Source organism: Streptomyces sp. NPDC088732 (assembly GCF_044751205.1).
Lineage (GTDB): Bacteria > Actinomycetota > Actinomycetes > Streptomycetales > Streptomycetaceae > Actinacidiphila.
Genome location: NZ_JBIVLI010000004.1, coordinates 124693 through 145126, shown reverse-complemented (window position 1 = coordinate 145126; position 20434 = coordinate 124693). Strand labels below are relative to the sequence as shown.

The window sequence follows — 20434 nt, the reverse complement described above, 5'->3', positions numbered from 1 at the left end:
AGCGACCCCTCATGCAGATCCACAAGTACGACACCGTCATCGTCGGCGCGGGTGGCGCCGGCATGCGCGCCGCCATCGAGGCGACGAAGCGCAGCCGCACCGCCGTGCTGACGAAGCTCTACCCCACCCGCTCCCACACCGGCGCGGCCCAGGGCGGCATGGCCGCGGCCCTCGCGAACGTCGAGGAGGACAACTGGGAGTGGCACACCTTCGACACGATCAAGGGCGGTGACTACCTGGTCGACCAGGACGCCGCCGAGATCCTGGCGAAGGAGGCCATCGACGCGGTCCTCGACCTCGAGAAGATGGGCCTGCCCTTCAACCGCACCCCCGAGGGCCGGATCGACCAGCGCCGCTTCGGCGGCCACTCCCGCAACCACGGCGAGGCCCCGGTCCGCCGCGCGTGCTACGCGGCCGACCGCACCGGTCACATGATCCTCCAGACGCTGTACCAGAACTGCGTCAAGGAGGGTGTGGAGTTCTTCAACGAGTTCTACGTCCTCGACCAGCTCCTCGTCGAGGAGGACGGCGTCCAGAAGTCCGCCGGTGTGGTCGCCTACGAGCTGGCCACCGGCGAGATCCACGTCTTCCAGGCAAAGTCCGTCGTGTACGCCTCCGGCGGCACCGGCAAGTTCTTCAAGGTCACCTCCAACGCGCACACCCTCACCGGTGACGGCCAGGCCGCCGTCTACCGCCGCGGTCTGCCGCTGGAGGACATGGAGTTCTTCCAGTTCCACCCGACGGGCATCTGGCGCATGGGCATCCTGCTGACGGAGGGCGCCCGCGGTGAGGGCGGCATCCTCCGCAACAAGGACGGCGAGCGCTTCATGGAGAAGTACGCGCCGGTCATGAAGGACCTCGCCTCCCGCGACGTCGTCTCCCGCGCGATCTACACCGAGATCCGCGAGGGCCGCGGCTGCGGTCCCGAGGGCGACCACGTCTACCTCGACCTGACCCACCTGCCGCCGGAGCAGCTGGACGCCAAGCTCCCGGACATCACGGAGTTCGCGCGCACCTACCTCGGCATCGAGCCCTACACGGACCCGATCCCGATCCAGCCGACCGCGCACTACGCCATGGGCGGCATCCCGACCAACGTCCAGGGCGAGGTCCTCTCGGACAACACCACGGTCGTCCCGGGCCTGTACGCCGCCGGCGAGGTCGCCTGCGTCTCCGTGCACGGCGCCAACCGCCTCGGCACCAACTCGCTGCTCGACATCAACGTCTTCGGGCGCCGCGCCGGCATCGCCGCCGCGGACTACTCGGCGACCGCCGACTACGTCGAGCTCCCCGAGAACCCGGCCCAGCTGGTCGAGACCCAGGTCGAGACGCTGCGCGCCTCCACCGGCAACGAGCGGGTCGCCACGCTCCGCAAGGAGCTCCAGGAGACCATGGACGCCAACGTCATGGTCTTCCGCACCGAGCAGACCATCAAGACCGCGGTCGAGAAGATCGGCGAGCTGCGCGCGCGGTACAAGAACGTCTCGATCCAGGACAAGGGCCGGCGCTTCAACACCGACCTGCTGGAGGCGATCGAGCTCGGCAACCTGCTCGACCTCGCCGAGGTCATGGCGGTCTCCGCCCTGGCCCGCAAGGAGTCCCGCGGCGGCCACTACCGCGAGGACTACCCGAACCGCGACGACGTCAACTTCATGCGGCACACGATGGCGTACCGCGAAGTGGGTGCCAACGGCACCGATGCGATCCGTCTCGACTACAAGCCGGTCGTGCAGACCCGCTACCAGCCCATGGAGCGTAAGTACTGATGAGCACCGCGACCCTCGACAAGGTCGAGGCCGAGGCCCAGGCCTCGCCCTACATCACCGTCACCTTCCGCATCCGCCGGTTCAACCCGGAGGTCTCCGCGGAGCCCACGTGGCAGGACTTCCAGCTCGAGATCGACCCCAAGGAGCGGGTCCTCGACGGCCTCCACAAGATCAAGTGGGACCTGGACGGCACGCTGACGTTCCGCCGCTCCTGCGCCCACGGCATCTGCGGCTCCGACGCCATGCGCATCAACGGCCGCAACCGCCTGGCCTGCAAGACCCTGATCAAGGACATCAACCCGGACAAGCCCATCACGGTCGAGCCCATCAAGGGCCTGACGGTCCTGAAGGACCTGATCGTGGACATGGACCCGTTCTTCCAGGCCTACCGGGACGTGATGCCCTTCCTGATCACCAAGGGCAACGAGCCGACCCGCGAGCGCCTGCAGTCCCCCGAGGACCGCGCGCGCTTCGACGACACCACCAAGTGCATCCTGTGCGCGGCGTGCACGTCGTCCTGCCCGGTGTTCTGGAACGACGGCCAGTACTTCGGTCCGGCGGCCATCGTCAACGCCCACCGCTTCATCTTCGACTCGCGTGACGAGGCGGGCGAGCAGCGTCTCGAGGTCCTGAACGACAAGGACGGCGTCTGGCGCTGCCGCACGACGTTCAACTGCACGGACGCCTGCCCGCGCGGCATCGAGGTCACCAAGGCCATCCAGGAGGTGAAGCGCGCGCTCATCACGCGCCGCTTCTGATCCCGCCTCCCCGGCCACGCCCGAGGGCCCCGCACCCGTTTCCCGGGAGCGGGGCCCTCGGGCGTTCACGCGGTCAGCGCGTTCTCGATCTGCCTGCGGGTGACCGTGTGGCCGACGCACCCGGCGAGCCTGCGCAGTTCGGCCTGCCCGGCGCCGTCCGCGAGCCGGGCCAGAGCGCGCACGCCGGCGCCGGCGACGACGTTCTTGACCGGTGACCGTTCGACCAGGGCGCCCAGGGTGCGGACCGTCTCCGGGTGCGGGAGCAGCGCCGGGGACGACAGCAGCCAGGCCAGACCTCGGACGCCGGTGACGTTCCAGGAGTCGTGGCCGCTGTCCCCGGCGCTGCCGCCATGGGTCGCCAGGGCGAGCCATGGGGTGACGGTCCTGCGTACGGTCTCGGGGTCGATGCCGTCCAGGATCGCCGCGGCGGCCCGGTCCCAGCGCGCGCTGGGCGCCGCCTTGGCGTCGCGCAACCACGGGATCAACCGCCGCCAGGGCCCGCCGAGGTGCGGCAGTTCGGCCAGCACGCGGTCGGACCAGGGTTCGCCCGGGTTGAGGGGCGGCTCGGGCAGCCGGTCCAGGAGGACGGCGGCCCAGTCCAGGCAGCCGTCGTACGCGGATCTGCGGAGCAGCCCGACCACCTCGCCGGACAGCGGCCGCCCCGCGTCGAGCAGGGCCTCGGCGAGAGCGGGCAGTTCATCGCTGGTGCCGGAGAAGTACCATCGCCGCGCCCAGCCCTCCAGGAGGGTGTTCCACTCCTCGCACCACACCGTGCGCGGGAAGCCCCGCGAGATCACGGCCAGCAGCACCATGCCCTGCCTGCGTGCGTCACCGCCGAGGCCGTGCGCACCGATGTGCTCCACGACGACCCCGGCCAGGGCCCGGCGCCGCTCCTCGGGCATGGCCCGCAGGACGGCCGCTGTCCGGTGGCCCTCGCCGTCGCTCCGGTGCAGCAGCCGGCCGGCGAGCTCGGCCGGCTCTCCCTCCGCGGCGAGGCGGGAGACGAGGTCGACCCGGCCCGGGTCCTCCCAGGGCGAGGGGTGGTAGGTCCGCACGCGGCTCACAGCTGCCTCACGATCGTGGGGTCGGTGATCCGGTCGTCGTGGGCGAGCAGCGCGGCCTTGCCGAGGACGGCCGACAGCATGCGGTCGCCCTCGTGGGGCAGCCAACTCGGCTGCGTGCCCTGAGCGGTGGCCGGGGCGACGGGCAGGTGGCGGTCGTCGGGCAGCAGCACCTGGGCGGAACCGAGGTGGATCCGGTAGGTGTGGCGGACGCCGCGGACGTGCAGGAAGCGGCCCTCGGTGCGGCAGCGGTCGCCCAGGGCGAGGCGCGGCAGCAGGCGGGCCAGTACGTCGCGGCGGGCCACGGCGCCGGGGCCGAGCTCCCCGAAGGCGCTGGAGGCCCACAGGGCCCGGTCGTGGCCGCCGGGAGGGGCGGCGGCACCGCCGATACCGGCGGCCTCCACGAACAGGCTGATGTCGCGCGCCACTTCGCTGACGACGAGCGGCGGCACGGCGGCGGACCCGAGCGGGTGGAACCGCGGCCCGCCGAGGCCTACGACCCGGTCGCCCGTGAACCGGACGACGTCGACCGGCAGTTCGGCGCGCACGCCCCACTGCGGCAGGTCGCGCGTGAGCGCGGTGCGATCGCCGCCGTGAGTGGGCCGCCAGCCGAGGGCGGCGGCCCGGTCGTGCAAAAGGTCCTCGCGCACCAGGTGCACCGAGAGCGGTTCACCGCCGCCGACCTCGCGGTAGGCCTGCGGGAAGGGCTGCGTGATGCCGTGCCGCTCCAGCCGGTCCCGCCAGGCGGCGACCTCCGCGTCGTCCCGCCCGAGGGGATGCCACAGTTCCACCGCGACGCCCGCGCCGACCGGTGCCCCCGTCAGCGTGCACAGGGCGCCGTCCGTGTGGGCGCACGCCACCCCGTCCACGGTCCACAGCAGGCGCCGGGCGAGGGTGCCCACGAGCGGATGGTCGAGATACCGCTCCTGCCAGTCGCCGTACTCCCAGGGGCGGCGCCGCAGGAACGCGCGCTCCAGCTGTGCGGCCTGGGCCGCCAGTGCCTGTTCGATCTCGCGTACGGCCGCCCGCAGCCGTCCCAGCTCCCCAGCCTGCTCGCGCCGTACGCACGACGGGATCCCCCGCACGGCCCTGCCCGCGGTGTCCCGCCAGTCCACCGCGACCTTCCCGCCGCGCACCACGAGCTCGGCGCTCGCTCCGCCCAGCCGCCACACGCCCCGCCCCGGGCCGCTCAGCCCGTACGCGGGAACGGCCCGTTCCGCTTCCCCCACGACCGTTCCAGTCCCCATGTCCGCGAGCGTAGAGAGGGGGACTGACAGCGGCCCCCCGGTCCGCCACCGTCCGAACGAGTGCCACTTTCAGCCGGGACCCGCCCCCTGTTCCCCCTCGGGGCGGCATCGCTTGTACGGTCTGCGGGTGCGCGACTTCCCCCACATCTCACGTCGCGGCGCGCTCGGCTTGGCAGCGGCCGCCCTCCCCTCCGCCCTTGCGGCGTCACGTCCCGCCGCGGCCGCCACCAGATCCGTGGTCGGCGGCGCCCGCCTCGCCCTCTCCGGGGTCCAGGTCGACGGCGGGGCGCCGGACCTGCCGGAGACGAACTCGTTGTCGTGGGTCGTGGCGGACGCCGGCTCCGGCGAGGTCCTGGCCGCGTACAACGCGCATCGCAGGATGCCGCCGGCGAGCACGCTGAAAATGCTGTTCGCGGACACGGTGCTGCCGAAGTTCGACCGGGCCATGCGGCACAAGGTGACGGCGGAGGACCTCGCGGACATAGGAGAGGGCAGCAGCCTGGTCGGGATCGAGGCGGGGATCACGTACACCGTCGAGCAGTTGTGGCTCGGGGTGTTCCTGCGGTCGGGGAACGACGCGGTCCACGTGCTGTGCTCGATGAACGGCGGCGTGGACAAGACGGTGCGGGAGATGCGGGCGCGCGCGCTGGAGTTGCAGGCGAACGACACGCACGTGGTGAGCCCGGACGGCTACGACACGCCGGGGCAGCTGTCGTCGGCGTACGACCTGACGCTGTTCGCGCGGGCCGGGCTGCGCGATCCGGACTTCCGGGACTACTGCCGCACGCAGGTGGCGCACTTCCCCGGGGAGCGCGGCAGCACGTTCGAGATCCAGAACACCAACCGGCTGCTGGGCCGCTACACCGGCGTGATCGGCGTGAAGAACGGCTACACGACGAACGCGGGCAACACCTTCACCGGTGCGGCGAAGCGCGACGGCAGGACGCTGCTCGTCACCGTGATGCACCCGGAGTCGGGGTACGACGAGGTGTACAAGGAGGCCGCCGCGCTGCTGGACTGGGGCTTCGGCGCGACGGGCCGCGTGACGCCCGTCGGGGCGCTGGTGCCGCCGCTCAGCGAGCTGAAGTCGTCCCCCCGGCCGCGCGGCGGCGAGGTGAGCGCGAGCACGGCGGCGAAGGGCTCCGGGTGGTTCGGCCCGGGAGCAGGGGCGGGGCTGGTGGCACTGGTCACGGCCTTCGTCCTGGCGATCCGCAGGCGGCCCCGGCCGAAGATCGCGGCGGGGGGCGGCCGCCGCCGCGCGGGCGGCGGTACCCAGGCCGACCCGCGGACCGGGGCGCGCACCGCCGCACGCGACACGGAGCGGGCCGGCGGACGGCGACGGCGCTCCTCCTGAGGGGCGCCGGGCGCGGCGCGGGCCCGCGCTAGTTGCGGGCGACCCACACCCGGTTGAGCTGTTCCTGGTAGTAGAACGGCGTCAGCGCGAGCGCCGGCGCGAGCAGGACGCCCTTGAAGCCGGAGACCGAGCCGGCGAGGCCGGCGCGCCGCTGGGCGCGGGCGATGCGGCAGCCGGTGTTGTAGAGGGAGATCGCGGCGGGCACCAGCAGCAGGGCGCCGAGGGAGACCGCGAGGACGGCGAGGGCGGGACGGACCCTGATGCCGGGGTCGAAGTCGCGCAGTTCGCGGTTGGCGCGGTAGTACCAGATCAGCCAGTACACGCCGAGGGTCGCGGTGCCCAGGAGCCAGACCCGGCCGGGGCGGCGCAGCGCGCCCGACGGCGTGGCGAGGTACCTGCGGGTGGTGACGGGGAAAGCCGCGATGACCGGACGGGTCAGGGTCCGGTAGCGGTCCTCGTGGTACATGCTGCCCCCGAGCGATATGCCGGCGAAGGTGGCGTGGAAGGCAAAGCTACTCGGCGGTTCGGCCGAGTGTCAGGGGTCGGCGGCGACATATTCCGCACAGACTCCCGGGTCAGGATATGGCGATGGCGTGTACGACATGTACGGGGCGGCCGCTCCCGCTCACTTCGCCCCGGTACGGCCCGCCTCGCCGCCGCCCGTCCCGCCGTCGCCCGCTTCGCCGCCCGCCTCGGCCACGGCCATGACGCGGCGCAGCAGGTCGGACAGCAGTCTGCGCTCCCCCGCGTCGAGGGCCCCGAGCAGCCGGTACTCCTCGTGTCCCAGGACGTCCATCGCGCCGAGCCAGGCGGCGTGGCCCTCGTCGGTGAGCTCGACGTCGATGCGGCGGCGGTCGGTGGTGGAGTGGGTGCGGCGGACGTAGCCGCGCCGTTCGAGGCCGTCGACCCGGCCGGTGACGGAGGCGGGGGCGAGGTCGAGGTCGGCGGCGAGTTCGGAGGGGGCGGCGCGGCCGCCGCGCCCGGCGAGGGCGTGCAGGGTGTGGAACTCGTGCCCCTGGAGGTCGAAGTCGGCGAGCGACTGCTCGCGGACCCTGTGCAGGTGGCGGGTGACCAGCTTCATGCGCGTGACGGCGCCCTCGATGTCGGGGTCGAGGTCCGGCAGGACGGGCAGCCAGCGCTCGACGTGGCCGTCGGTCCAGTCCCGTTCCGTCCGGGTCGTGCGCGGTGGCTCGGCTGTCATGGCCGAAATCCTACGGCACCATAAATTTCGGTGGCGAATCTTTCGGTGCCGAAATACATTGCGGGCCCATGACACCCACGCACCCGCTCCGGCTCCGCGCCTTCCGCCTGTTGTTCACCGGACGCGTCCTGTCCCTCCTCGGGGACGGGGTCGTGCCCGCCGCGCTGGTCATCGCCGTGACCCGGGTGACCGGCGACGTCTCCGCCCTCGCGCTCGTCCTGGGCTGCGCGATGGTGCCCCGGCTGCTGCTCCTGCCCCTGGGCGGCGTGGTCGCCGACCGGTTCGACGCCCGCCGGGTGGCGCTCACCACCGATCTCGTGCGCTGCGCGGCGCAGTTCCTGGTCGGGGCCGAACTGCTCGGCGCCTTCGGCGACGGTCCGGTCCTGGCGCACATCGCCGTCGCGGAGGCGGTGGGCGGTGCCGCCTCGGCCTTCGCCATGCCGACGCAGGCGCCGCTGGTGGCCGGCATCGTGCCCGGGTCCGGCGGGGGCGAGGCCCGCCGGAAGGCCAACGCGCTGATGGGCGTGGCCAACAGCGCCACCCGGCTGTGCGGGCCCGGACTGGCCGCGGCGCTGATCTGGGCGGCGGGGCCGGGCCTGGCCTTCGTCCTGGACGCGGCCTCCTTCGCGGTGAGCGCGGCCCTGCTGACCGCGGTCCGGGTCGAGCGCGTCCCGCTGCCGCGGGCCTCGGTGCTCACGGACCTCAAGGAGGGCTGGGGCGAGGTGCGTTCCCGCGACTGGTACTGGACGAGCCTGGTGGCGCACGCCACGTGGAACGGTGCCGCCGCCGTGCTCACCACCCTCGGCCCGGCGGTCGTGATCAACAGGCTCGGCGGCGAGGGCGTCTGGTTCTGGGTGCTGGAGGCGGGCGCGATCGGTCTGGTGCTCGGCTCGCTGCCGGCCGCCCGGCTGCGGCCCCGCCGGCCCGTGATGGTCGCCAACCTGGGGCTGGCGACGTACGCGCTGCCGCTGGCGCTGCTGGCCGTGGCCGCCCCGGCGCCGCTGCTGATCGCGGCCTACGGGATCGCGCTGGCGGCGCTCGGCTTCCTCACCCCGGTCTGGGAGACCGTCGTCCAGCAGCAGGTGCCGCCGCACGCGCTGGCGCGGGTCACCTCGTACGACTGGCTGCTGTCGCTCGCCGCGATGCCGGCCGGTTACGCGCTCGCGCCGCCGGCCGCGGCGGCGTGGGGCAGCGCGGTGCCGCTGTGGGTGTGCGCGGCGCTGGTGGCGATCGCCTGCGTGGCGACGGCGGCGGTGCCGGGCGTTCGGGAGGTCGGCACTTCCGGACCCGCTCCCTCCGCTTCCCCCGCGACCCCCGAAACCGCCGGAAAGCCTGGCCCGCAAGCGACTTGAACGTGTTCAAAAACAGGTCTACAGTCAATCCCGCAACGGGTTTTGAACACGTTCAAACAAGGGTGGGACCCATGGACCTCACGGTCGTCGCGTATGTCATCTACCTGCTGGTCAGCATCGCGCTGACGGTGTGGGTGGCCCGGACGCTCAGCAGGGCGGGCAAGGTCTTCCTCGAAGACGTCCTCCACGGCAACGAGAAGCTCGCCGATGCCGTCAACCACCTCCTGGTGGTCGGCTTCTACCTCGTCAACCTGGGCTTCGTCGCCCTCTACCTGAAGAACGCCGACGCGGTCGACGACGCCCGCGGCCTCTTCGAGGCCCTGTCGGTCAAGCTCGGCGTCGTCCTGCTGGTGCTGGGCGTGCTGCACCTGGGCAACGTCTGGGTCCTCAACAGGATCCGCCGCCGCGGGGTGATGGACCGCGAGCAGATCCCGCCGGTCGCGCCGCAGGGCTGGACGCCCCCGGCCGTCCCCGGGGTATGACGGTGATGGACCGCACCTCGGCGACCGGGGCCGCCACGGCGGCCCCGGTGCCGGTCCGCCGGCTGACCGTGCTGTACGACCCCGACTGCGGGCTGTGCTCCTTCGTCCGCGGCTGGCTCTCCCGGCAGCGCCAACTGGTGCCGCTGGAGACCGTCCCGGCCGCCTCCGACGAGGCGCGGCACCGCTTCCCGCGGCTGGACCACGCCTCGACGCTGCGCGAGATCACCGTCATCGGCGACTCCGGCCAGGTCTACCGCGGTGACGCCGCCTGGCTCGTCTGCCTGTGGGCGCTGTCGGAGTACCGGCCCACCGCCCACCGGCTCAGCACCCGCTCCGGGGCGCCCCTCGCCCGGGCCGCCGTGCTCATGGCCGCCCGCTACCGCGAGTCCCAGTGGAACCGCGGGGCGGCCGCGGCCGGGCCCGGCTGGGGCGGCCGGGTCTACGGGACCGCCGACGGCTGGACGTACGACACCCAGGCCGGCTGGACGTACACCGGCACCGCCGCCGGCCCGGACACCCCCGCCCCTGCCGCACCCGGCGCGTGTGCGGGCGGCTGCGCGCCGCCCGGTTAGGCTCTCGACCGTGGACGAAGCACCCCCCGGCAGGACCACCGGGACCCCGCGCACCGCCAAGAGCGAGCAGACCCGGGCCCTGATCCTCGAAACCGCCCTGCGGCTCTTCGAGGAACGCGGCTACGACAAGACGACGATGCGCGCCATCGCCAACGAGGCCGGGGTCTCGGTGGGCAACGCCTACTACTACTTCGCCGGCAAGGAACACCTCGTCCAGGGCTTCTACGACCGGCTCGCCGCCGACCACGAGGCCGCGGTCAAGGGGGTGCTGGCCGGGGGCGGCGACACGGACCTGGCCGGACGGCTGCTCACGGTCATGGACGCCTGGCTCGATGTCGCCCGCCCTTACCACCAGTTCGCGGCGCAGTTCTTCAAGAACGCCGCCGACCCGGCCAGTCCGCTCAGCCCGTTCTCGCCCGAGTCGCACCCGGCCCGCGACGCGGCGATCTCCATCCACGAACGGGTGCTCTCCGGCGCGGACATCAAGCTGGACGCCGAGCTGGCCGAGGTGCTGCCCGAACTGATGTGGATGTACCAGATGGGCATCGTCGTCTACTGGGTCTTCGACCACTCCCCCGACTGCGAGCGCACCCGCCGCCTGGTGGCCCGTACCGCACCGCTCGGCGCGCGCATCCTCAAACTGTCCCGTTACCGCCTGCTGCGGCCGATCGTGCGCGAGGTCCGCGAACTGCTCAAGGAGTTCCTCTTCGAGCGCTAGCCGCGGTGCGGCCCGCCGCCGGTCCGGGCGCTACGCGGAGGCCAGTACGGCCCACACCGTCTTGCCGTCCCGGCCGCGTTCGCGTACGCCCCAGTTCCGCGACAGCGCCTCGACCAGGCGCAGGCCCCGTCCCGACTCGTCGCCGTCCGCGGCCTCGCGGGGCACCGGCCGCACGTGCGCCGCGCCGTCGGACACCTCCACCGTGCACGAGCCGTCCGCCTCGATCGTCACCGCCACCTCGAACTCCCGCTCCAGCAGCGGGCTGTGGCGAACGGCGTTGGTGGCCAGCTCGGAGACGACGAGCACCACGGACTCCACCGTCTCGTTCTCCCGCTCCCAGCCCTCCAGGTGGTCGCGCACCCGGTGCCGGGCCAGGCCCACCGACGTGGGATGTCTGGGCAGCCGGAACGTGCTCCGCCTCATCAGGTCACCCTCCCCATGAGCGAACCTCCCCCTTGCCGTTGCGGCATGCATTTCCGGATTCGGGGCCGCCGAAGCGCCGATCGACGGAATTGCCGCTCCCGGTGGGCGCTTTCCGGCCAAACTCGAACGCCGGTCGGGCGCCCTCGCACCGCGGGGAACCTGAGTATCCGTACTCATGGCCCGGGTTCGCACGCTCCCGATAATCGTGGCGTCGGGAGCAGAACTCAACGAGGGGCCGACCCATGCCTGATACGCCGTCCTCCGACATGTCGCACGACCCGCCGCTCCGCCGGCCCCGGAGGTCCCCCTGGGCCACCGCGGGCATCGTCCTCGCGGTCGTCCTGACCGTCGCGGGGCTCGCGGTACTCGGCCTGTTCGTCCTCGCCTCCGTCGCACTGTCCAACTGGGGGAGCAACAAATGACAGCCCGTCTGCGTCTGCTGGTCCTGCTGAGCAGGCCCCCCGTGGCCCTGCTCCTGGCCCTCTACACCGCCGTCGGCCTGGGCCGGGCCGGCCACGGCCAGGACCCCGCCCTGCTGGCCGGATCACTGGTCGCGGTCCTCGGCTTCCTGCTGTTCTCGGTGGCCTGCAACGACCTGGCCGACGTCGCCATCGACCGGGTCAACCTCCCCGGCGCGGCCGGGCGTCCACTGGTGACGGGCAGCGCCGCGCGGCGGGACATGGTCGTCGTGGCGGCCACGTCGGGTGTCCTGGCCCTGGGGACGAGCCTCGCCCTCGATCCGTGGGCCGGCGCGGTCACCGCGGCCGGTCTCGCGGTCAGCGCCGGGTACTCGCTGCGCCCGGTGCGCCTGGCGGACCGGGGCGCGGTCGCGGCGCTCGTGCTGCCCGCCTGCTACGTCGCCGTTCCCTACCTGGTGGGCGTACTCGCCGCGCGCCCCTTCGTGCGGCCGGACGACCTGCTGCTGCTGGCCGGCCTGTACATCGGGTTCATCGGCCGGATCCTGCTCAAGGACTTCCGCGATGTGCGCGGTGACGCGCTGTTCGGGAAGCGGACGTTCCTGGTGCGCCACGGACGCCGTGCGACCTGCCTCTTCAGCGCCTGCTGCTGGGTGGCCGGTACGGCGGTGCTGATCGCGGCCGCCCGCCCCGGGCCCGCGTACGCCGTCAGCACCGGCCTGTGCCTGGCCGGGGCCCTGTGGCTGCTGCGCGCCCTGGCGACCGGGCCCGGCCACCGGCGGGAGGAGGCGCTGATCTCCGCGATCGCCATCGTCGGGCGCGGCATGGTGCTGCTCCTGCTGGCGCACCTGTCGATGCTCCAGGCCCACTGGACGGTGCTCGGGGAGTCGGCCGCCCTGGCCGCCCTGCTGGTGGTGACCGCCGGCCAGGCCGCCACGATGGCCGTGTCCGGTCCGGTCACCCGGCTGACCGTGCCGTTCTCCGAGGCGAAGGCCGGGGCCGGCTCCTCCGCGCGGCGCCCGGCCTAGCACCGCCGCCCGGTACCGGGCGCTGTTCCGTACGCGGCAGCGCCCGGACGGGCCGGGACCGGATCAGCGCGCGGCGCGCAGCGCCCGCAGTCCCCGGACCCCGAGCACGCCGATCGCGGTGCCGAGCACCAGCGAGGTGATTGCGAGGGTGAGATGGACCCAGAAGTACGTGGTCGGCGAACCGTGGTCACCGCCGTCGAAGGCAAGCCCGCTCGCGTCCTTCCACAGGTTCTTGACGAACGTGGTCCAGACGATCCAGCTCCACACCCCGAAGGCGGTCAGGAACCAGGACACGGGGCGGCTGAGCTTCATACGACCAGTATGCGGGCCCCCTCCCGGAGCCCGGCACGCGGGCCCGCGAGGCCCTGGTCACATCCGCCCCGAACGTCGAAGTTCACCCCGCTATGCACCTTTTGGGCATCGTTTGACGCCCCCGCCGCTCACGCCGGGCGGCACACTGCGACACAGCACAAGACGGCCGGGCGGGGCGGATGGTTGCGCTCCGCGGGCGTGGGAACGGTCACGGCCAGGATCCACCCCCGCCGCTGCCGGAGCGTCACCCTCGCCCTGTAGCTTCTCCCCGTGCCCAACTCCTCCCGCCGTTCCGTGCGCCGCCCTGCCCTGGCCGTCTCCGCCTTCGCACTGTCCTGCGCCGCGGCCCTGACGACCGCCCCTCTCGCGTACGCGAAGGGCCCGTCGTCGACCCCCACCCCGACCCCGCCCGCGGGAATGTCGACCGTGGGCGGCGACCAGCTGGGAGCACCGGGCACACAGGTCAGCCCGCTCGGCGGCGCCCCTGCGCTGCCCGGCAAGCTCACCGCGCGGTCCTGGATCGTCGCGGACGCCGAGTCCGGCCAGGTGCTCGCCGCCCACAACGCGCACTGGAAGCTGCCACCCGCGAGCACGCTCAAGATGCTCTTCGCGGACACTGTGCTGCCGAAGTTCGACAAGACGCAGACGCACAAGGTCGCGGTCTCCGACTTCGACGGCGTCGGCGCGGGCAGCAGCCTGGTCGGCCTCAAGGAGAACCTGACCTACACCGTCAAGGACCTGTGGCTGGGCGTCTTCCTCCGCTCCGGCAACGACGCGGTCCACGTGCTGTCCGCCATGAACGGCGGTGTCGACGCGACCGTCCTGGAGATGCAGGCCAAGGCCAAGGACCTCCAGGCCGACGACACCGAGGTCATATCCCCCGACGGGTACGACATGCCGGGCCAGGTCTCCTCCGCCTACGACCTCACCCTCTTCGCACGCTCCGGCCTGCAGAACGAGGACTTCCGCGCCTACTGCTCGACCGTGCGGGCCTCGTTCCCCGGCGAGTGGCGGACCATCAAGGCCAAGGGCGGCAAGAAGGCGACGAAGAAGCGCGAGACCTTCGAGATCCAGAACACCGACCGCCTGCTCACCGGCGACTACGACCTGCCGTCGTACCCGGGCATCGCCGGCGTCAAGAACGGCTACACCAGCAACGCGGGCAACACCTACACCGGCGTCGCCCAGCGCGGCGGCCGCACGCTGCTCGTGACCGTCATGCACCCCGCCGACGGCCACAACATGGTCTACAAGGAGGCCGCGAAGCTCTTCGACTGGGGCTTCCAGGCGGACGGCAAGGTCACCCCCGTCGGCGTCCTCGTGCCCCCGAAGTCGGTCGCGACCGCCTCCCCCGCGGCCCCGCCGTCCGCCTCCGCCGGCACCGCCCGGGCCGGCAACCCGGCCGCGCCCACGTCCGCGTCCGCCGCCACGTCCTCCGGCGGCGGCCTGTGGACCGCCATCGCCGTCACCGGCGGATCGGCCCTGGTCGTCGGCGCGGTCGCGTTCTTCGTCCGCAAGCGGTGGCCGCTGCCCAAGCGGACGACCACCGCGGAGGCCGGTGCCGAGCAGTCCTGACCCGTTTCGCGGGGGCGCTCGACGGCGCTCATGCGGCGCGTGCGCCCACCCCGCTCCGACCGCCCCCCACCGCCCAGGTGGTACGGACCCCCGGCCCGGACATGACCCTGGTGACAGGGACGGGGGGACAGGGAGGGAACAGGTCAATGGGCATACTGTCCGTCATCGGGCTCGTCATGGGGCTCGCGGTCGCCGTCTACTGCGTCCGCGCCGCCTTCCGCACCAGGATCCCCGCCGCACGCTTCGGCTGGGCCGCCGCCGCACCGGGAGCGGTCGTCGTGGGAACGTACCTGGCGGGATTCATCCTGGTCACCGCGGTCGTCCTGGCCGTCACCTGGTTCACGGTCGCGCACTTCCTCCGCTGAACCGACGCGTCGGCGGCGGTCACGGACCGCCGCCGTCCGCGTCGTGCGTGAGCGCGAAGGCCACGAACGCGCGCCACGCGTCGGGCCTGAACGCCAACCGCGCCCCCGCCCTGTCCTTGGAGTCCCGCACGAGGACGGCCCCGGGGCCGAACGCGACCTCGACGCAGGCGCCTCCGTCCGAATTGCTGTAGCTCGACGTGAACCAGGTCAGTTCACCGCTCATGGCTCCTCCGCCAGCTCAACGATCAACCGTTCCGAACCCTCCGGGCTGAGTGCAAGCCGCGCGATCATGTCATGGCGTCGCATGAAGATGCTGACCTTCGCCGGGTCCGCGTGGAGCACACCCGCCACCTGCCCCTCCTCGTACGCCAGATGTTCGTGATCGGGAGTCTCGAGCAGGACGAAGGGCCCTTGCAGTCCGGGGTGGAAACGTCCTGAGGTCGGCATGATCTGAATCGTCACGTTGCGCTGGGCGCCGACTTCCAGAAGGTGCCGCAGCTGCCGAACCCGCGCTTCGGTCGTACCCCACCGCCGGCGCAGGACACCTTCCTCGACAACGAAGTTGAACGACTTCGTCGGCTCGCGCAGCAGTGCTTGCCGTTCCAACCGGCCGGCGACGCGCTCCTCCCTGGTCTCCGTGCCGAGCGGTGGCCAATGCGACGCCAGCAGTTCGCGGACGTACTCCTCGCTCTGCAGCAAACCAGGCACGAACTGGGTCTCGTACCAGCCGAGCGCAATGGCCTCGGCCTCGTACCGCATGAAGTCCTGCGAATACGACGGAAACCGCTCCGGCTTCAAGAAGGCCTCCGCCGCCGTGAGTTTGCCGCCGGCGCCGCACATCTGGTCGGCGACCTGGAGCAGCCGGATCGTGGGGCGGCGGCGGCCGAGCTCCATGGAGCGGACGGTCTCGCGGCCGTAGCCGGCCTCGTCGGCGAGCTGTTCGCGGGAGACGCCCGCCTGTTCGCGCCAGAGCTTGACCTGGTTGCCGCAGTAGCGCCACGCCATCGGGGGCGGGGACGTCTCACTCGCCATGGGGTACAACCACCCTCCGTACACGCCCGGTCACTTCCGAGGCTACGCAGTGACCTGCACCTTTGGAGCCATGAACGAGACAACTCCCCCCACGGAGTGGCGCTTTCCGCGGCGGGCGGCCAGTGTGCGCCTGGCGCGGGCGCGGTTGCGCGAGCAGGCCGCGGTGTGGGGGCTGCCCGCGGAGACCACCGAGACCGCCGTACTGCTGCTGAGCGAGCTGGTGACCAATGCCGTACGCCATGCGCGGGTGCCGCCGGACCGCCATGTGGCGGCGCGGGCGGTACTGGCCGGGGGCCGGCTGCGGGTGGAGGTGTGCGACGCGAGCACCGCGTACCCGCGTCCCCGTGCCGCGTCACCGCAGGACGAGTCGGGGCGCGGGCTGGCGCTCGTGGAGGCGCTGGCCGACGCGTGGGATGTCCGGCCACGTCCGTACGGGATCGGCAAAACGGTCTGGTTCGAACTGAGAGTGGTAAATACCTGCGCAAAGAGTAGTGACCGGTGGCCGGAAATAGACGTACTGTTTCCCGTCATGGAGAGTGATGAGGGACTGCTGAACGTCGTGGATGTCGAAGCGACGTGCTGGGACGGCGAGCCGCCACCGGGCGCGGTGAGCGAGATCATCGAGATCGGGCTGACCGTCGTGGACCTCCACCGCGGCGAGCGCGTCGCCCGGCACCGCATTCTCGTACGGCCCACGCGGTCGCAGGTGAGCGACTTCTGCACCGAGTTGACCGGGCTCACGCAGGCCGAGGTCGACCAAGGCCTCGACTTCTCCGACGCCTGCAAGCTGCTGGCCGCCGAGCACCGCGCCGGCCCCCGGGCGTGGGCGAGTTGGGGCGACTACGACCGGCACCAGTTCAACCGGCAGTGCCGGGCCACCGGGACCACGTACCCCTTCGGCAGCAGGCACATCAACGTCAAGACGCTTTTCACTCAAGCCCACGGCCTGGCCAAGCGCCCCGGCATGCTGGAGGCCCTGCAGATCGCCGGGCTCCCCCTCGAAGGCCGTCACCACTGCGGTGAGCACGACTCCTGGAACATCGCCGCCCTCGCCCTGGCGCTGACCCGCCGCGGCGCCTGGCCGGGCCTGCCCGGCCGCTGACCGCTCCGGCCCGGCGCGTCAGGGCGCGCCGCGGTAGCTCACGTGGTCGCCGCCGCGGAAGAAGACGCGCCAGGACTCGGCGCGTTCGGAGGTCACCGGCAGGATCTCCAGGACCCAGGCGTCCGCCATCTCCACCGTGAGGCGCCCGCTGTCCCCGAGCGTGGAGCGCACCACGTCGAGCGGGCTGTCGCCCAGCCGGCCGCACAGCTCGCGCGCCTGCTCGTCGTAGAGCGTGGTGAAGTCGGCGAGGGCGGCCGCGGGGTCGGCGCCGCGGACCCGCGGCCACCGCATGTCCTCGGAGCCGAGCACGAGGTCGCCCCCGTGCGTGATCCGGAACGGGCAGTGGGCCTGGAGGACGGCGCCGGGCGCGAGGGACTCCCGGGCCGCGAACGCGAAGACACCGGTGAGCGCGTCCCGGTCGATCCCCGTCAGCGTGTAGGGGACGAGGCAGGCGACGGCTTCGTGCAGGGCGATCTCGGTCAACTCGGCTCCTTCGTCCCGGCCGCGGCCCGCAGCTCGGCGCTGTGCGGCGTGGCCGTCCAGGCCGCGCAGAACAGCAGCAGCTTTGCCGTGAAGTTCATCCACAACAGGAGCGCGATGGGCACACCGAAGGCCCCGTACATGCTCTTGGTGGCGACGCTCTGCAGATAGCCGCTGATCAGCAGCTTCAGCACCTCGAAGCCGATGGCTCCTATCAGGCTCGCCACGACGACGTCGCGCCGGTTCGGGGTGACACCCGGCAGGAGGGTGAGCAGGTAGGCGAAGATGCCGACGTCGATGAGGACGGCGACACAGAAGCCCACGACGGACAGCAGCACCCGGCCGATGCCGTTCTCGTCCAGGCCGATGGCGTCGCCGAGGCGGTTGATGGCCGTGCCCGCGAGGGTCGAGCAGACCACGGACAGCAGGGCCACGGCGCCCAGGCCGATCAGGACGCCGAGGTCCTTGAGCCGGGTCAGGAAGGGGTTGCCGTTCTCGTCGTCCTTGTGCCAGACGGCGCGCAGGCAGTCCCGCAGCGCGGCGATCCAGCTGACGCCGGTGAGGACCAGCAGGATCGCGGCGATGGCCCCGACCGTGCCGGCGTTGTCCACCAGCCCGTTGATGTTGAGCTTGTCGGCGATCCCCGGCACCTGCTCCGCGAGCTTGTCCTGGAGCTGCTTGAGCTGCGACGGGGACAGCAGGGCCGCGCCGACCGCGGCGCCGACGGTGAGCAGCGGGAAGAGCGCGACGAAACTGACGAAGGTGATGGCGGCGGCCAGCCGCGTCCAGTGGACGCTCTCCAGGTGCTCATAGGTGCGCCAGGCGTGGGTGCGCATGAGCCGCGCGATCCACGGGCCGATCACCGGGATTTTCGTCAGCCATTCCATACCGCGCGCCTACCCTCCGTCACCCCCCGCACTCTAAGTGGCGGGCGCCGTGGCGGCGACGACCGCCTCGAAGACGCGGTCCGTGTCGGCCTCGGACGTCCGCCAGTTGCTGAACGCGGCGCGCAGGGCGGGCACCCCGGCGTGGACCGTCGGGGTGAGGAAGGCCTCGCCGGAGGCGGCCACGGCGCGGGCCGCGGCGGCGACGCGCTCCCGCAGTTCGTCCGCCGGGGTGTCGCCCGCGAAGGTGAAGCAGACCACGTTGAGCCGGACGGGTGCCAGCAGCCGCAGGTGCGCGGTGCCGGCGACGCGGTCCCCGAGGCGGTGGGCGAGGGCGGCGTTGCGTTCGACGATGTCGCGGTGGCCCTCCCGGCCGTAGGCGGTGAGCGAGAACCAGGTGGCCAGGGCGCGCAGGCGGCGGGAGTTCTCGGGCGTCAGGTGCAGGAAGTCGGGGTCGGGCAGGGCCGGCAGGCCGAGGTAGGGCGAGGCGTTGTGGAAGACCCGCACCTGAAGGTCCTGGCGGCGGGTGAACTGCACGGCGGCGTCATAGGGGACGTTGAGCCACTTGTGGAGGTCGACGCAGACGGAGTCGGCGGCGTCCAGGCCGGCCGTGAGGTGGGCGTGGCGGGGCGACAGCGCGGCGAAGCCGCCGAAGGCCGCGTCGACGTGCAGCCAGAAGTCGTGACGGTCCTTCAGGGCCGCGACGGCGCGCAGGTCGTCGAAGTCGACGGTGTCGACGGTTCCGGCGTTCGCGACGACGATCGCGGGCGCGCCGTCGAGGGCGTCCAGAGCCTCCGCCAGCCGGGCGACGTCCACCGCCTCACGGCCGCCGGGCAGCAGCGGCACCCGGGTCAGGCAGGCGCGGCCGAGCCCGAGGACCGACAGGGCCTTGTCGATGCTGGAGTGCGGGGCGCCGGACAGGACCGTCACGGGGCCCAGCGCCGCGACGCCGTCCCGGGACACCGACACGCCCCGCCGCTCGCCGAGCCACTCGCGGGCGACGGCCAGGCCCACGGTGTTGGAGACCGTCGCGCCGGTGACGAACGCCCCGCTGTGCGCGGCGCCCAGGCCGAACAGCTCCCGCAGCCAGGTCAGGGTCTCGCGCTCCAGGGCGCCCGCCGAGGAGCCGATGTCCGACGAGCCGTTCTGGTCGTACGCGGCGGTCAGCCAGTCGCCCGCAACGGCGGCGGGAGTGGCGCCGCCGGTGACGAAGCCCAGGTAGCGGGGCCCCGCGCTGCCCGAGAACCCCGGTGCCCAGCGCCGTGCGAAGCGCTCCAGCGCGCCGTCGGCCCCGGCCCCGGCGTCCGGCAGCGGCTCCGGCGCGGGGACCGGGCCGGGAGCGGCGACCGGGCGCTCGTCGACGGCGGCCAGTTCACGGGCGGCGAACTCCGTGACGGAGCGCAGGAGGTCGGGGAAGCGGTCGCGGTCCGCGGCGAGGAAGGGATCCATGGCGGCAGATTAGGCACGGCGCGACGGGCATGTCCGGGGCCACGGGCGAGGAAGTGGCCCGCCGGCGGCATCGCACAGCGGGGCGGGACGGGGTCCTCAGGCCGGCTGCGTACCTCGCGCGGGAGCCGTGCCGAGGGGTTCGCAGGCCCCCGGCTGCTGCGGGAGCAGGGGGTGGGCGGTGGCGGCACCGAAGGCGTAGTCGCGCAGGGGGCGCCAGACGCCCTCGTCGTCCTGCTCGTACAGGGAGAAGCAGCTCGCCGTCCACGCGGCGGTGAAGTCGGCGAGTTCCAGCTGCGCGCGGTCCAGCGCCTCGTCCGGGATGCCGTGGCCGATGGTGACGTGCGGGTGGTACGGGAACTGCAGCTCGCGGCGGACCGGGCCGGACCGCACCCGCTCCTGGAGCTCGGCGCAGTCCAGGCCGCCCTGCGCGAGCTCGACGAAGACCACCGGGGTCAGCGGCCGGAAGCTGGCCGTGCCCTCCAGGCGCATCGGGAAGGGGTGGCAGGCGGCCGCGACCTCGTCCAGGTGCGTGCGGAAGGCGGGGAGGACGGCGGTGTCCACCTCGGTCGGCGGGAGCAGTGTGACGTGGGTGGGGATGCAGTAGGCCAGTGGGTCGCCGAAGTCGGCGCGGCACTGCTGGAGCAGGCTGCCGTAAGGCTCCGGGACCGCGATGGACACGCCGATCATGCGGTTTCCCACGAGTTCACCCCTTTCCGGTCGTACCCCGGTCGTCGCCCCTCGGTTTCCCGCCCGCTCCCGTCCGGGTCCCGGGCGGGCCGGAGGCATCGTACGCACGGTGTGCGGCACAGCGCCTCCGCAGCAAGTGTGACGCGCTCGCACCCCGGGGCGCGAGCGTC

General features: G+C 72.7%; 24 protein-coding genes and 1 pseudogene. 13 read left to right on the top strand and 12 right to left on the bottom strand.

Features of this window, described 5'->3' with window-relative positions:
* Positions 1 to 11: 11 nt before the first annotated feature.
* Positions 12 to 1766, top strand: a complete 1755-nt coding sequence (sdhA, locus tag ACIP9H_RS08560) for a succinate dehydrogenase flavoprotein subunit (RefSeq protein ID WP_401581030.1) — start codon at positions 12 to 14, stop codon at positions 1764 to 1766.
* Positions 1766 to 2524, top strand: a complete 759-nt coding sequence (locus tag ACIP9H_RS08555; RefSeq protein ID WP_401581032.1) for a succinate dehydrogenase iron-sulfur subunit — start codon at positions 1766 to 1768, stop codon at positions 2522 to 2524. The genes sdhA and ACIP9H_RS08555 overlap by 1 nt, the downstream gene beginning before the upstream one ends.
* 65 nt (positions 2525 to 2589) lie before the next feature.
* On the opposite strand, the gene ACIP9H_RS08550 is transcribed toward ACIP9H_RS08555, so the two are convergent.
* Positions 2590 to 3588, bottom strand: coding sequence for a hypothetical protein (locus ACIP9H_RS08550; RefSeq protein ID WP_401958306.1), 999 nt, complete (start codon positions 3586 to 3588; stop codon positions 2590 to 2592).
* Entirely contained in the window at positions 3585 to 4832 is a 1248-nt protein-coding gene (locus tag ACIP9H_RS08545; protein ID WP_401958303.1) for a DUF4132 domain-containing protein, read from the bottom strand. The genes ACIP9H_RS08550 and ACIP9H_RS08545 overlap by 4 nt, the downstream gene beginning before the upstream one ends.
* Positions 4833 to 4959: 127 nt before the next feature.
* On the opposite strand from ACIP9H_RS08545, the gene ACIP9H_RS08540 reads away from it, so the two are divergent.
* Positions 4960 to 6186, top strand: a complete 1227-nt coding sequence (locus ACIP9H_RS08540; protein ID WP_401581036.1) for a D-alanyl-D-alanine carboxypeptidase family protein — start codon at positions 4960 to 4962, stop codon at positions 6184 to 6186.
* Positions 6187 to 6214: 28 nt separating this feature from the next.
* Here ACIP9H_RS08540 and ACIP9H_RS08535 read toward each other — a convergent pair whose 3' ends face one another.
* Positions 6215 to 6652, bottom strand: coding sequence for a DUF4234 domain-containing protein (locus ACIP9H_RS08535; protein ID WP_401581038.1), 438 nt, complete (start codon positions 6650 to 6652; stop codon positions 6215 to 6217).
* A 159-nt stretch (positions 6653 to 6811) separates the two neighbouring features.
* Positions 6812 to 7387, bottom strand: a complete 576-nt coding sequence (locus tag ACIP9H_RS08530; protein ID WP_401958300.1) for a MarR family winged helix-turn-helix transcriptional regulator — start codon at positions 7385 to 7387, stop codon at positions 6812 to 6814.
* A 68-nt stretch (positions 7388 to 7455) separates the two neighbouring features.
* Here ACIP9H_RS08530 and ACIP9H_RS08525 point away from each other — a divergent pair, with 68 nt between their 5' ends.
* From ACIP9H_RS08525 to ACIP9H_RS08510, 4 genes are all read left to right on the top strand, one after another.
* Positions 7456 to 8739 carry an MFS transporter gene (locus ACIP9H_RS08525; protein WP_401958298.1) on the top strand — a complete coding sequence of 428 codons (1284 nt, stop codon included), beginning with the start codon at positions 7456 to 7458 and terminating at the stop codon, positions 8737 to 8739.
* Between the two features lie 71 nt (positions 8740 to 8810).
* Complete coding sequence (locus ACIP9H_RS08520) at positions 8811 to 9221, top strand: hypothetical protein (RefSeq protein ID WP_401581043.1); 411 nt, start codon at positions 8811 to 8813, stop codon at positions 9219 to 9221.
* Between the two features lie 5 nt (positions 9222 to 9226).
* Positions 9227 to 9793, top strand: a complete 567-nt coding sequence (locus tag ACIP9H_RS08515) for a thiol-disulfide oxidoreductase DCC family protein (protein ID WP_401958295.1) — start codon at positions 9227 to 9229, stop codon at positions 9791 to 9793.
* A 10-nt stretch (positions 9794 to 9803) separates the two neighbouring features.
* On the top strand, positions 9804 to 10511 hold the full coding sequence (locus tag ACIP9H_RS08510) for a TetR/AcrR family transcriptional regulator (RefSeq protein WP_401581047.1): 708 nt from the start codon (positions 9804 to 9806) through the stop codon (positions 10509 to 10511).
* A 30-nt stretch (positions 10512 to 10541) separates the two neighbouring features.
* On the opposite strand, the gene ACIP9H_RS08505 is transcribed toward ACIP9H_RS08510, so the two are convergent.
* A complete protein-coding gene (locus tag ACIP9H_RS08505; protein ID WP_401581177.1) occupies positions 10542 to 10937 on the bottom strand; it encodes an ATP-binding protein in 396 nt (131 codons plus the stop codon).
* A 239-nt stretch (positions 10938 to 11176) separates the two neighbouring features.
* Between ACIP9H_RS08505 and ACIP9H_RS08500 the strand changes: the two genes are divergently transcribed.
* Entirely contained in the window at positions 11177 to 11356 is a 180-nt protein-coding gene (locus tag ACIP9H_RS08500) for a hypothetical protein (RefSeq protein WP_401581049.1), read from the top strand.
* Positions 11353 to 12378 (top strand): UbiA prenyltransferase family protein, encoded by a 1026-nt coding sequence (locus ACIP9H_RS08495; protein ID WP_401581052.1) that lies wholly within the window; start codon positions 11353 to 11355, stop codon positions 12376 to 12378. The genes ACIP9H_RS08500 and ACIP9H_RS08495 overlap by 4 nt, the downstream gene beginning before the upstream one ends.
* Positions 12379 to 12441: 63 nt before the next feature.
* Here ACIP9H_RS08495 and ACIP9H_RS08490 read toward each other — a convergent pair whose 3' ends face one another.
* The gene (locus ACIP9H_RS08490) at positions 12442 to 12690 is read right to left on the bottom strand and encodes an SCO4848 family membrane protein (protein ID WP_401581054.1); all 249 of its coding nucleotides are present in this window, start codon (positions 12688 to 12690) and stop codon (positions 12442 to 12444) included.
* 270 nt (positions 12691 to 12960) lie between these two features.
* On the opposite strand from ACIP9H_RS08490, the gene ACIP9H_RS08485 reads away from it, so the two are divergent.
* Entirely contained in the window at positions 12961 to 14265 is a 1305-nt protein-coding gene (locus ACIP9H_RS08485) for a D-alanyl-D-alanine carboxypeptidase family protein (protein ID WP_401581057.1), read from the top strand.
* Positions 14266 to 14411: 146 nt separating this feature from the next.
* Positions 14412 to 14630: a hypothetical protein gene (locus tag ACIP9H_RS08480; RefSeq protein ID WP_384294810.1), complete on the top strand. Its 219-nt coding sequence runs from the start codon at positions 14412 to 14414 to the stop codon at positions 14628 to 14630.
* 19 nt (positions 14631 to 14649) lie between these two features.
* On the opposite strand, the gene ACIP9H_RS08475 is transcribed toward ACIP9H_RS08480, so the two are convergent.
* Together ACIP9H_RS08475 and ACIP9H_RS08470 are read right to left on the bottom strand one after the other, a co-directional pair.
* The gene (locus ACIP9H_RS08475) at positions 14650 to 14853 is read right to left on the bottom strand and encodes a DUF397 domain-containing protein (RefSeq protein ID WP_401581059.1); all 204 of its coding nucleotides are present in this window, start codon (positions 14851 to 14853) and stop codon (positions 14650 to 14652) included.
* Positions 14850 to 15662 carry a Scr1 family TA system antitoxin-like transcriptional regulator gene (locus tag ACIP9H_RS08470; protein WP_401581062.1) on the bottom strand — a complete coding sequence of 271 codons (813 nt, stop codon included), beginning with the start codon at positions 15660 to 15662 and terminating at the stop codon, positions 14850 to 14852. Before ACIP9H_RS08470 ends, ACIP9H_RS08475 begins: the two co-directional genes overlap by 4 nt.
* On the opposite strand from ACIP9H_RS08470, the pseudogene ACIP9H_RS08465 reads away from it, so the two are divergent.
* A pseudogene (locus ACIP9H_RS08465) lies at positions 15661 to 16104 on the top strand (ATP-binding protein); the annotation flags it as partial. The gene ACIP9H_RS08470 and the pseudogene ACIP9H_RS08465 overlap by 2 nt on opposite strands.
* An 87-nt stretch (positions 16105 to 16191) precedes the next feature.
* Positions 16192 to 16764: an exonuclease domain-containing protein gene (locus ACIP9H_RS08460; RefSeq protein ID WP_401581180.1), complete on the top strand. Its 573-nt coding sequence runs from the start codon at positions 16192 to 16194 to the stop codon at positions 16762 to 16764.
* Positions 16765 to 16782: 18 nt separating this feature from the next.
* On the opposite strand, the gene ACIP9H_RS08455 is transcribed toward ACIP9H_RS08460, so the two are convergent.
* The 4 genes from ACIP9H_RS08455 to ACIP9H_RS08440 all read right to left on the bottom strand — a co-directional run bounded on the left by ACIP9H_RS08455 (position 16783) and on the right by ACIP9H_RS08440 (position 20276).
* Positions 16783 to 17247 carry a hypothetical protein gene (locus tag ACIP9H_RS08455; RefSeq protein ID WP_401581064.1) on the bottom strand — a complete coding sequence of 155 codons (465 nt, stop codon included), beginning with the start codon at positions 17245 to 17247 and terminating at the stop codon, positions 16783 to 16785.
* The gene (locus ACIP9H_RS08450) at positions 17244 to 18131 is read right to left on the bottom strand and encodes a YihY/virulence factor BrkB family protein (protein WP_360902186.1); all 888 of its coding nucleotides are present in this window, start codon (positions 18129 to 18131) and stop codon (positions 17244 to 17246) included. Before ACIP9H_RS08450 ends, ACIP9H_RS08455 begins: the two co-directional genes overlap by 4 nt.
* A 33-nt stretch (positions 18132 to 18164) precedes the next feature.
* Positions 18165 to 19577 (bottom strand): pyridoxal phosphate-dependent decarboxylase family protein, encoded by a 1413-nt coding sequence (locus tag ACIP9H_RS08445; RefSeq protein ID WP_401581066.1) that lies wholly within the window; start codon positions 19575 to 19577, stop codon positions 18165 to 18167.
* A 96-nt stretch (positions 19578 to 19673) separates the two neighbouring features.
* Positions 19674 to 20276, bottom strand: coding sequence for a 2'-5' RNA ligase family protein (locus ACIP9H_RS08440; protein ID WP_401581068.1), 603 nt, complete (start codon positions 20274 to 20276; stop codon positions 19674 to 19676).
* Positions 20277 to 20434: the final 158 nt, after the last annotated feature.

Coding starts and splice junctions, on each gene's coding strand:
- sdhA (WP_401581030.1), top strand. CDS start 12: ATGCAGATCCACAAGTACGACACCGTCATCGTCGGCGCGGGTGGCGCC.
- ACIP9H_RS08555 (WP_401581032.1), top strand. CDS start 1,766: ATGAGCACCGCGACCCTCGACAAGGTCGAGGCCGAGGCCCAGGCCTCG.
- ACIP9H_RS08545 (WP_401958303.1), bottom strand. CDS start 4,832: ATGGGGACTGGAACGGTCGTGGGGGAAGCGGAACGGGCCGTTCCCGCG.
- ACIP9H_RS08535 (WP_401581038.1), bottom strand. CDS start 6,652: ATGTACCACGAGGACCGCTACCGGACCCTGACCCGTCCGGTCATCGCG.
- ACIP9H_RS08530 (WP_401958300.1), bottom strand. CDS start 7,387: ATGACAGCCGAGCCACCGCGCACGACCCGGACGGAACGGGACTGGACC.
- ACIP9H_RS08525 (WP_401958298.1), top strand. CDS start 7,456: ATGACACCCACGCACCCGCTCCGGCTCCGCGCCTTCCGCCTGTTGTTC.
- ACIP9H_RS08520 (WP_401581043.1), top strand. CDS start 8,811: ATGGACCTCACGGTCGTCGCGTATGTCATCTACCTGCTGGTCAGCATC.
- ACIP9H_RS08515 (WP_401958295.1), top strand. CDS start 9,227: ATGGACCGCACCTCGGCGACCGGGGCCGCCACGGCGGCCCCGGTGCCG.
- ACIP9H_RS08500 (WP_401581049.1), top strand. CDS start 11,177: ATGCCTGATACGCCGTCCTCCGACATGTCGCACGACCCGCCGCTCCGC.
- ACIP9H_RS08495 (WP_401581052.1), top strand. CDS start 11,353: ATGACAGCCCGTCTGCGTCTGCTGGTCCTGCTGAGCAGGCCCCCCGTG.
- ACIP9H_RS08490 (WP_401581054.1), bottom strand. CDS start 12,690: ATGAAGCTCAGCCGCCCCGTGTCCTGGTTCCTGACCGCCTTCGGGGTG.
- ACIP9H_RS08480 (WP_384294810.1), top strand. CDS start 14,412: ATGGGCATACTGTCCGTCATCGGGCTCGTCATGGGGCTCGCGGTCGCC.
- ACIP9H_RS08475 (WP_401581059.1), bottom strand. CDS start 14,853: ATGAGCGGTGAACTGACCTGGTTCACGTCGAGCTACAGCAATTCGGAC.
- ACIP9H_RS08470 (WP_401581062.1), bottom strand. CDS start 15,662: ATGGCGAGTGAGACGTCCCCGCCCCCGATGGCGTGGCGCTACTGCGGC.
- ACIP9H_RS08460 (WP_401581180.1), top strand. CDS start 16,192: ATGGAGAGTGATGAGGGACTGCTGAACGTCGTGGATGTCGAAGCGACG.
- ACIP9H_RS08450 (WP_360902186.1), bottom strand. CDS start 18,131: ATGGAATGGCTGACGAAAATCCCGGTGATCGGCCCGTGGATCGCGCGG.
- ACIP9H_RS08445 (WP_401581066.1), bottom strand. CDS start 19,577: ATGGATCCCTTCCTCGCCGCGGACCGCGACCGCTTCCCCGACCTCCTG.